Source organism: Psychrobacter sp. Ps3, assembly GCF_022129275.1.
Taxonomy (GTDB): domain Bacteria; phylum Pseudomonadota; class Gammaproteobacteria; order Pseudomonadales; family Moraxellaceae; genus Psychrobacter; species Psychrobacter submarinus.
Map to the genome: position 1 here is coordinate 1 of NZ_JADQAL010000058.1, position 8,989 is coordinate 8,989.

General features: G+C 45.8%; 6 protein-coding genes. 3 read left to right on the forward strand and 3 right to left on the reverse strand.

The features are described from left to right. Positions 1–182: 182 nt before the first annotated feature. From I3248_RS12200 to I3248_RS11760, 3 genes are read left to right on the forward strand one after another with little or no spacing between them, the layout of a single operon-like run. Positions 183–1,379, forward strand: coding sequence for an SdrD B-like domain-containing protein (locus I3248_RS12200; RefSeq protein ID WP_238063926.1), 1,197 nt, complete (start codon positions 183–185; stop codon positions 1,377–1,379). A 4-nt stretch (positions 1,380–1,383) separates the two neighbouring features. Further along, complete coding sequence (locus I3248_RS11755) at positions 1,384–4,557, forward strand: hypothetical protein (protein WP_238063927.1); 3,174 nt, start codon at positions 1,384–1,386, stop codon at positions 4,555–4,557. A 41-nt stretch (positions 4,558–4,598) separates the two neighbouring features. Further along, a complete protein-coding gene (locus I3248_RS11760; RefSeq protein WP_238063928.1) occupies positions 4,599–5,501 on the forward strand; it encodes a hypothetical protein in 903 nt (300 codons plus the stop codon). A gap of 93 nt (positions 5,502–5,594) precedes the next feature. Here I3248_RS11760 and I3248_RS11765 read toward each other — a convergent pair whose 3' ends face one another. The 3 genes from I3248_RS11765 to glnA all read right to left on the reverse strand — a co-directional run bounded on the left by I3248_RS11765 (position 5,595) and on the right by glnA (position 8,746). Beyond that, entirely contained in the window at positions 5,595–6,077 is a 483-nt protein-coding gene (locus tag I3248_RS11765; protein ID WP_238063929.1) for a hypothetical protein, read from the reverse strand. A gap of 321 nt (positions 6,078–6,398) precedes the next feature. After that, on the reverse strand, positions 6,399–7,055 hold the full coding sequence (locus I3248_RS11770; RefSeq protein WP_238063930.1) for a DUF4124 domain-containing protein: 657 nt from the start codon (positions 7,053–7,055) through the stop codon (positions 6,399–6,401). A 281-nt stretch (positions 7,056–7,336) separates the two neighbouring features. Beyond that, the gene (gene glnA / locus I3248_RS11775) at positions 7,337–8,746 is read right to left on the reverse strand and encodes a type I glutamate--ammonia ligase (protein WP_025646623.1); all 1,410 of its coding nucleotides are present in this window, start codon (positions 8,744–8,746) and stop codon (positions 7,337–7,339) included. Between the last annotated feature and the right edge of the window lie 243 nt (positions 8,747–8,989).

Here is an 8,989-nt window from a genome sequence, read left to right on the forward strand (position 1 = left end):
TGAAAACCTTGAGAAAATGGTGTGATATTTAATCCTTATCTACTACAGCCCCTAGTTTAATTATTGTTAAACCTCAGATTGACTTTACCGACGAGGCATATAGCCAGATTAAAGATACTTCACAAGTTGGCAATGATGTCTATATTGAGACCAGCTTTGCTCAGTGTAATGTGCAGCGCAATGTGCGCGATCAAGCATGGGTTACGGTCACTTCATCTAAGACTAAGGATAGCTACTCACTTAAAGCTATAGAAACGGGGGAAAACACTGGTAAGTATCAACTCATTGCCTCTACTCAAAATAACGCCAATCCTATCCCTAGTGACAATCTGATTCAGACGTTAGATGACGATACATTGACCGCTTATGATGTCGAGCTAAAAGACGCCTTACCTCGTGGCTTTGACATGGTATCGAACAGCGTTCGTATCGATAAAAACAATACCGACAACGGTGTCGATATCAATCAGTCTCAGAGCACTGAATTTAGAGCTGAAGGAAAATATCAAGTCCTTAATTTAGGTAACTTGGGCGCTAATGAGACTAAAGAGATCACTTATCGCGTATTGGTCGGTGCTTCTGCACTAGGCGGCGACGGTATCAACCGCGCTATCGCTGTAGCCAATAACGAGCAAGGCCAAAGTATTGTTTCAAGAGAAGCGCAGTGGCAGATTGAGGTTGAGCGCGGCGTGATGAACACTGACGGTATCATCATCGGTAAGGTCTACCACGATATCAACCGTGACGGCATCCAGCAAAAAGAAGACGGCGAGCTTGGCGTCGCAGGCGTGCGCATCTATATGGAAAACGGCAACTTCATCGTCACCGACCCTGAAGGTAAGTATAACTTCTATGGCGTCAGCGCTAAGACGCACGTGTTAAAAGTCGATCGCACCACTATTCCAAACGCTACAGAACTAGTGATTCAAAGCAACCGTAATACTGGCGATGCTGGTAGCCGTTTCGTCGATTTGAAATATGGCGAACTGCACCGTGCCGATTTCGGTATCGTCGGCGGTATGGGTGATAGCACTGAGCGTCTAAACGAAGAGCTCATCGCTCGTAGTAAGTCTATCAGCGCAAAAAATAACGCGCTTGAGCAAGCGATTAAGAGCAAGCTAGATCTAGAGCCTATCTACGATCGCGATTACGATGACAACGTCGATGCCAGCGGCTGTAAGTCTAACGACGCGCTAGATCAAGGTATCCAATGTGATTCAGCTATCGTCAATGAGATGGTCAGTCCAGCTAACGAACGTATCGACCTAAAAGTCAATACTATCACTCAACCGAAAGGAAAAGTACTCGAAGAGTTTCTAAAAGAGGTTGCTAATAACGATGTTGCCTTTATTAATCTAAGCGAAGGCCAGCAGCTATAAGCAAATGGTACAAGTACAAGCGCCACTAGGCAGCAGCTTTACCCTTTATGCTAATGGCAAAGCCGTATCAGAGCAGCAAATCGGTAAAACCGCCGAGCAAGAAAAGCAAAAAGTAACCGCTTTTGACTATTACGCGGTTGATTTGAAGCGCGGCAGCAACACCTTGCGCGGCGTGGCAACTGACGTCAATGGCAAAGTCATCTCTGAGCAGACGATCAACGTCTTGACGCCCGATAGCTTGCAAGCGATTGACTATCGTACTCAAGATAGCTTAGTCCCAGCCGATGGCATGAGTGAATATCAAATCGTCATCAGCCTAAAGGATCGTGATGGTCGTCCTTATGTCGCTTCTACGCCGATTACTATCGATACCAATATCGGCAGTATCAACCTAAAAGACGGTAGTAAAGAAGCGGCAGGCACCCAGATTACCGTCAATGGTGGTGAGCTACTGATACCCGTCACCGCGCCAAGCGTACCGGGTAAAGGCGAGCTGGTCATCGATACCGGTAGCAGAAAACAAGTGATTCCGCTACAGTTTACCGCGCAGCTACGTCCGCTGATCGCGGTCGGTATTGTCGAAGGTGCGATCTCGCTTAAAGACTTTGATGGCGGTCAAATCACTGATGCTCAAGGTGCTTTTGAAGAAGAGCTTCATGAAGTCTCAGGTAATGACGATTATGCCGCTTCAGGCCGCGCCGCTATGTTCCTAAAAGGCAAAGTACGCGGTGATTATCTATTAACGCTCGCTTATGACAGCGATAAAAAAGGCGAGCGCCTGTTCCGTGATATCGAGCCTGGTGAGTACTATCCGGTCTACGGCGACTCTTCAGCCAAAGGTTTTGACGCGCAGTCAACCAGCAAGCTCTATGTGCGCGTTGATAAAGGCCGCTCGTTCGCCATGTACGGCGATCTAAAAACTCAAATTGATAATGATGAAGGCATCAAGCTTGGTCAGTACAACCGTACTTTGACAGGCCTAAAAGCCCAGTATGAAGATGATAATACGCGTGTGACTGCCTTTGCCGCTGAGACCAGCACGTCACAGCGCGTTAATGAAACTCGCGGTTTAGGTATCTCAGGTCCCTACCCATTAGCTGAAGACTTCGATGCCGTGTTAGAGAACTCTGAAACTATCGAAGTGATCACTCGCGACCGTAATAACCCTGGCTTAATCGTCAACCGTGAGACCCTCACGCGTTTTGCGGATTATGAGATTGACCCAATCAGCCGCAGCTTATTTTTGAAATCGCCTATCGCTAGCCAAGACTTAGCGGGTAATCCTATCTATTTACGCGTCACGGTAGAAGTCGACGAAGGTGGTGACGATTATTTGGTTGGCGGCGTAGCCATTAAGCATCAGCTCACGGATAAAGTCGCTATCGGCGGCAGCTATGTCAATAGTGATGATCCGCTTAATAAAGAACAGCTTGCTAGTGTTAATACCGTTATCAAGATGAATGACAAGCTAAAGCTGGTCGCTGAATATGCAATGAATAAGGCTGATAATCCAAACTTCCAGCCTAGCAATCAGATCAATGCTGAAAAACTAGATATTCAAGACGCTGACGGCGATGCGCTACGCGTAGAGCTGGATTATGATGACAAGAAAAACACTCGCGCCAAAGCGTATTATAATGATACAGATGAAGGCTTTGTCACTGGTGCTTCTCCGCAGACTGCTGGTCGTCAAGAGTCAGGCTTTGAGGTTGCGCATCTCATCAATGATAAAAAGACCGCGCTTAAACTAGAAGGCGTGCGTACTAAAGACCATACTACCGAAGCGAGCCGTGAAGGTGTACAAGCCAGTATTGAGCAGCGTCTGAGTGAAAATGTCGTCGGTGAGATTGGCGTACGCTACTACAAGCAAGATGCTACTGCCGCTTCACGCAACACTCAAGCTGCCACAGATGTCGTAGACGTCACTGACGATACGTTATTTAACGATGACATTATCAACCAGTCAGCACTGAATGGTGTTAGCAATGCGGATAAAGACATCGAAGGCACAACGGTTAGTGCTCGTATTACCTCTCGCCTGCCCAAGCTAAATAATAGCTTGGTATTTGCAGAGTATGAGCAAGATATCGAAAACAGCTCTCGTAACGCCACGTCCATCGGCGGCGAAACCCCTATCGGCAGCTTGGGTCGATTGTACGCGCGTCATGACTTAATCAACAGCCTATCTGGCAGCTACGGCCTTGACGATACCGAAGAGCGTCAACGCACCGTCATCGGGCTTGATGCCAACTACATGAAAGATGGTAAGGTCTATAGCGAATACCGTATGCGCGATGCGATCAGTGCTCGTGAAGCTGAAGCGGCTATTGGCCTCAAAAACAAATGGTACGTGCAAGAAGGCTTGACCCTAAGCACCTTATTTGAGCGTGTTGAGTCTTTAGAAGGCGAAGAGAACAATACAGCGACTGCAGCTGGTGTTGGAGTTGAATATTTAGCACAAGAGAACTACAAGGCCTCAGGACGCTTAGAGAAACGTTGGGGCGAGACTAGCGATACGCTACTCGGTAGCGCTGGTATTGCTTACCGCTACACTGATGAGATAACTTTGCTTGCTAAAGACATCTACTCACAAGTAGATTATGATGATGGTGATCGTACTATCAATCGTTTCCAGTTAGGCGCAGCTTATCGTGACTATGATAGTAATCAGCTCGATATGCTCGCCAAACTTGAATATCGTTTAGACGATAATAATATTAGCAACGATACCTATCAAAAAGATGCGATTATCTGGTCATGGAATGGTAACTATCACCCAACTCGCCCGCTTACCTTGTCTGGTCGTTATGCCGGTAAATATACTAAATTTAGTGCTGATGGCATCAGTAGCGATAACACTGCCCATGCTCTATATGGTCGTGGTATATACGACTTAACTGAGCGCTGGGATATTGGCCTACAGGCAGGTACTTACTGGAATGAGCAAGCCGATGACATGTTCTACATGCTTGGCGCTGAAGTTGGCTACAGCCCGATGACTAACCTCTGGTTATCACTTGGCTATAACTTTATGGGCTTTGAAGATGACGACATCGCTTATGACGACACGACTCAGCAGGGCGCTTACTTTAGATTACGATTTAAGTTTGACGAAGACTTATTTAAAGGTAATGATACGAGCACTAACCCACGCTTAGATCCTAACTCTACCTTATAAGCCATCTAACATTACTTTTACCTTAATTTAAGGTCTGCTCTATGACTACTATAGTAAATAAACGCCCACCTTTGAGAGCAGCGATGCTCTCAGTAAGCTTGTCATCCTCACTACTACTAGCACTAGGACTGACTACCCTTACCTCCGCACAAGCGTCTATCTCGCTCAATGAAAACGCGAAGATCAGTCCAGTAACAACTGCTAACTACTGCAACGATAACGCTGATAATAATGAGCCAGCGTCTCGCTATACCACCTTCCAAAGTCCTCGCCAACGCGCAATCGCTTGTATGCAGTTACAGCTAAAAGAGTATCAGCTCGCTAGCATGAACGCCGAGCAGCAGTACTTTGCTTATAAGGCGCAGGCTTGGCTCAATTATGCCAATCACGAAGACAGTATTAATAGCACGACTGCCGCTGGTGACTACGCTTTTAATGATGCACAAATGATTTTACAGGCTTTACAAGAGGGCCGCGAAGATAAGCTAGATTTGATGACTGATATTCCTGAGACCTCAGCACTGATGCGCCCTGATCTTTGGGCCAATATTAGCGCCCTCAAAAATAGCGGCGGTATCGCTAGTGCGCCGCGCGAGCTTGCTTTTAGTGAGGTCAGTTTAGTGTGGGCTGCCGCCGACCACTGCGAGCATGGGTTTCGTAGCTCAGGCTCTCACTTTCGTATGGCGGATCGCTGGCTTGAGCAAGCGCGCGAAACCTTTGTCAACGCCAATGACTCAGCCGCTAGTCTAGCGATGCAAGAGCTGGCAGTCAGCTATTATGAGCAGTACAAATCCTTAGATCCAAGCGATGATGTTTGCCGCGGACAAGTGCTGACTCCAGCTATGCCCGCCCCTATCTCGCTCTCTATAACTGATTCCGCTACCGCCGATCGAATTAACATAGCAAGTACTATCCCTAGCACCGAACCTATGGTCAGCTACTAAGTGACTGATTAGTCAGCCAATTGTTTAGTTCGCAGTCAAGTGCATCCCTTCTTACTCTATACTTCAAGCCCACTTAACTTGCTTTCAGTGGGCTTAACTATAGTCAGTCTTTAGCTCTACCCTTGAGCACTTCTGCTGCAAATTATCAGTATCTACTCTACTGTCAGTATCCGTTTCACTGTCAGTATCCGTTTCACTGTCAGTATTCGCTCTCTTATCAGCCTCAATACTTAGTTGATAATGAATGTGAGCTAGGTCATCTTCGACTGTCTCATAGTCGATCTGTACCGTAAAGAACAGCTTGGCTAAAAACTCCTGCGCTGTAAAGCGCCCATCAATATAACTGCCATCTAGCCCTAAATAGGGGTTCGACAATACGTGCCGCAAGCGCTCGCAGGCAGGTAGAGTATGCTTGGACGGATAACCGAGCATGCGGGTGATGTGTTGTGGGCGCAGCTTAAGCTGATGTATTTGCTGAATGATTTGCAAAGCTAGCAGATGACGCGGCTGGTAGTGGCGAGTATATATAGAAGAGCAGCTATACTGGGTAGCTGCCGAGTGAGAGCTGGTGGGCATGGTGAACTCCTGCAACTCCGACAATAAGTAATAAGGATTGTCATTATATATTTTGACAAACAAATTAGGCACAAATGAGAGTGTCGGAGTACCAGCTCATGCGCTTTACCAGTATTATTTTATATCGTGCTGGAAGTTGCAAGATTGGTCACGATATTCATTATAAAAATAACATGACCAATCAATTAAACCCACGATAGATTTATTAAGAATAATAGCACACCATTAATGAGTAGTTCAATGATAGCCGCCCTGACAATTAAATTGAATAAGAAAATAAAACCCAGTTCACTTCAGTTCAGCACACTTCAGCCCAGTAACTTATTGGCTATCGTTATTGATACTCTCTTTTTGACGAAGTTTCAGTAACAGTTTTTGTTGCCAAGGCAGTTGCTGATAGGCTTGCAGCTGCTGCGCAAGCTGCTGTTTTTGTCTTAATATTGCCGTGTTTTGAATGACATAAACACTGCGGCTAATTCGATTGATAATCTGTCCTGCGCTATTTTTTATTATCGCCTGAATCGTATGCTCTCCTGGGTTGAGGTCGATTGTAGCGATAGATGCGGTTATGCCTTGCGAGATCAAAGTATCATCTAGATAGATACTGATGCTATCACCGGCTTGCAGCGCTGGGCTCAGTTGTAAATTCACGGTGATAATTTGTCCTGGACGCTGATAAGCGCGCTCAGCTTTAGGCTCAATCATAGTCAACTGGTAATTGACGGCGGTTTGCAGGGTCGGTTTTGGTACTGCTGCCGGTTGACCGGTCTGCTTATTATTTACGCTAGTATTTGCGCGGTTGCCGCTAGCAGCATTAACGCTACTGCTATTGCTAGTAGTGCTGCCAGTACTGATACCCGTTTGGCTGATCTGCTTGTCCGCTTGCTGCTCATACGACTGCGGACTATCGGTAAAGGTTACCTGCCCGGTACGCTCATCAACGACTTTATAAATAGGAGCCGCATGAGCCGCTAGCATAAAACTCCCAACCGTTGTTATAGTAAAAAACGTCAGCAGACTTATTGCTGATTGTTTTATCACAAATTTTTGTTTCAGTATAGTCGTCATAGTCGGTTAGCCTAGATAATAGTGATGGTTATTATTATGCTTTATTGTTTAGGCCATTACCGTAATTGCTTTGAAACGATGAAAAAACGATATAAATTTAAGACTCTCCAATATGTCTGAACAAAAAAACCAGCCAAGATTACCTTAGCTGGTTTTGCTTATCTTAATTGGTTGCGCTTATCAGCTAGCTACTAGCAGCTGTAGTACATATCAAACTCAACAGGATGCACAGTTACGTTCAGACGTTGTACTTCTTCTTCTTTCAAAGCAATAAACGCTTCTAGCATGTCTTTAGTGAACACATCGCCTTTTAACAAAAACTCGTGGTCGTCTTTTAGCGCCTGTAGTGCAACATCTAGACTCTCTGCAACCGTTGGGATTTGTGCTTCTTCTTCTGGTGGCAAGTCATACAAGTTCTTGTCAGCCGCTTCGCCTGGATGCATTTTGTTTTGGATACCGTCAAGACCTGCCATCAATAGCGCGGCAAATGCTAGGTATGGGTTCGCTGTTGGATCTGGGAAACGCGCTTCGACGCGTACCGCTTTTGGACTGCTCACGTGCGGAATACGAATAGACGCTGAGCGGTTAGACGCTGAATAAGCAAGCTTGATAGGTGCTTCGTAATGCGGCACAAGGCGCTTATAGCTGTTCGTTGATGGGTTGGTAATTGCATTCAATGCACGAGCGTGCTTGATGATACCACCAACAAAGTACAATGCTGTCTCAGACAGACCAGCATACTCATCACCAGAGAATGTGTTTACGCCGTCCTTTGAGATTGACATATGAACGTGCATACCTGAACCATTGTCACCAACGATTGGTTTTGGCATAAAGGTCGCTGTTTTACCAAACTGGTGCGCAACGTTATGGACAACATATTTCAACTGCTGAACTTCATCCGCTTTACGTACCATGGTGTTGAATGCAACACCAATCTCAGACTGGCAAGAAGCCACTTCATGATGATGAACTTCTACGCGGCCTTCACCAACGATCTCTTCGATACGTTCACACATAACAGAACGCATATCATGCGAGCTGTCGATTGGTGGTACTGGGAAGTAGCCGCCCTTAACGCGTGGACGATGCGCCATGTTGCCCCACTCGTACGTCTCATTGGTTGACCAAGCCGCTTCTTCAGCCGTGATCTTATGACTAACGCCAGACATGTCAACTGACCACTTAACATCATCAAATACAAAGAATTCAGGCTCAGGACCGAAGTAAGCCGTGTCACCAATACCAGTCGACTTTAAGTACTCTTCAGCGCGGCGTGCGATAGAGCGTGGATCGCGATCATAGCCTTGTAGCGTTGAGGGCTCAATAATATCGCAAGTCACAACGACAGTCACTGCATCAAAAAACGGATCAACAAAAGCGGTCTCTGGATCAGGGCGCAAGATCATATCTGACGCTTCGATACCTTTCCAGCCTGCGATGGATGAGCCGTCGAACATTTTGCCATCTTCCATCACCTCTTCGTCAACGCTATGCGCTGGAAAGCTGATGTGCTGCTCTTTACCGCGAGTATCGGTAAAGCGAAAATCCACCCATTTCGCATTTGAGGATTCGATAAGATCTAATAATTTATTCGACATGAATAGTCTCCGTTGGGGTTGTCAGGATTTAGTGATTAACATCTACTATCGTTTTTGGCATTCAAATTTGTTTCTAAAAAATCGTTACCTATACCGCGATACTTATTTGACAAGCTACTATAACAAACTTTGCTATATCCTAAACTGCTTTATGTATAAATATACTAAGGCACTATTTTAACAATATCTAGGGCGTGTTGAACATTCACAAATGCGCACTGCTGATAGCTACTAGTTTATCAA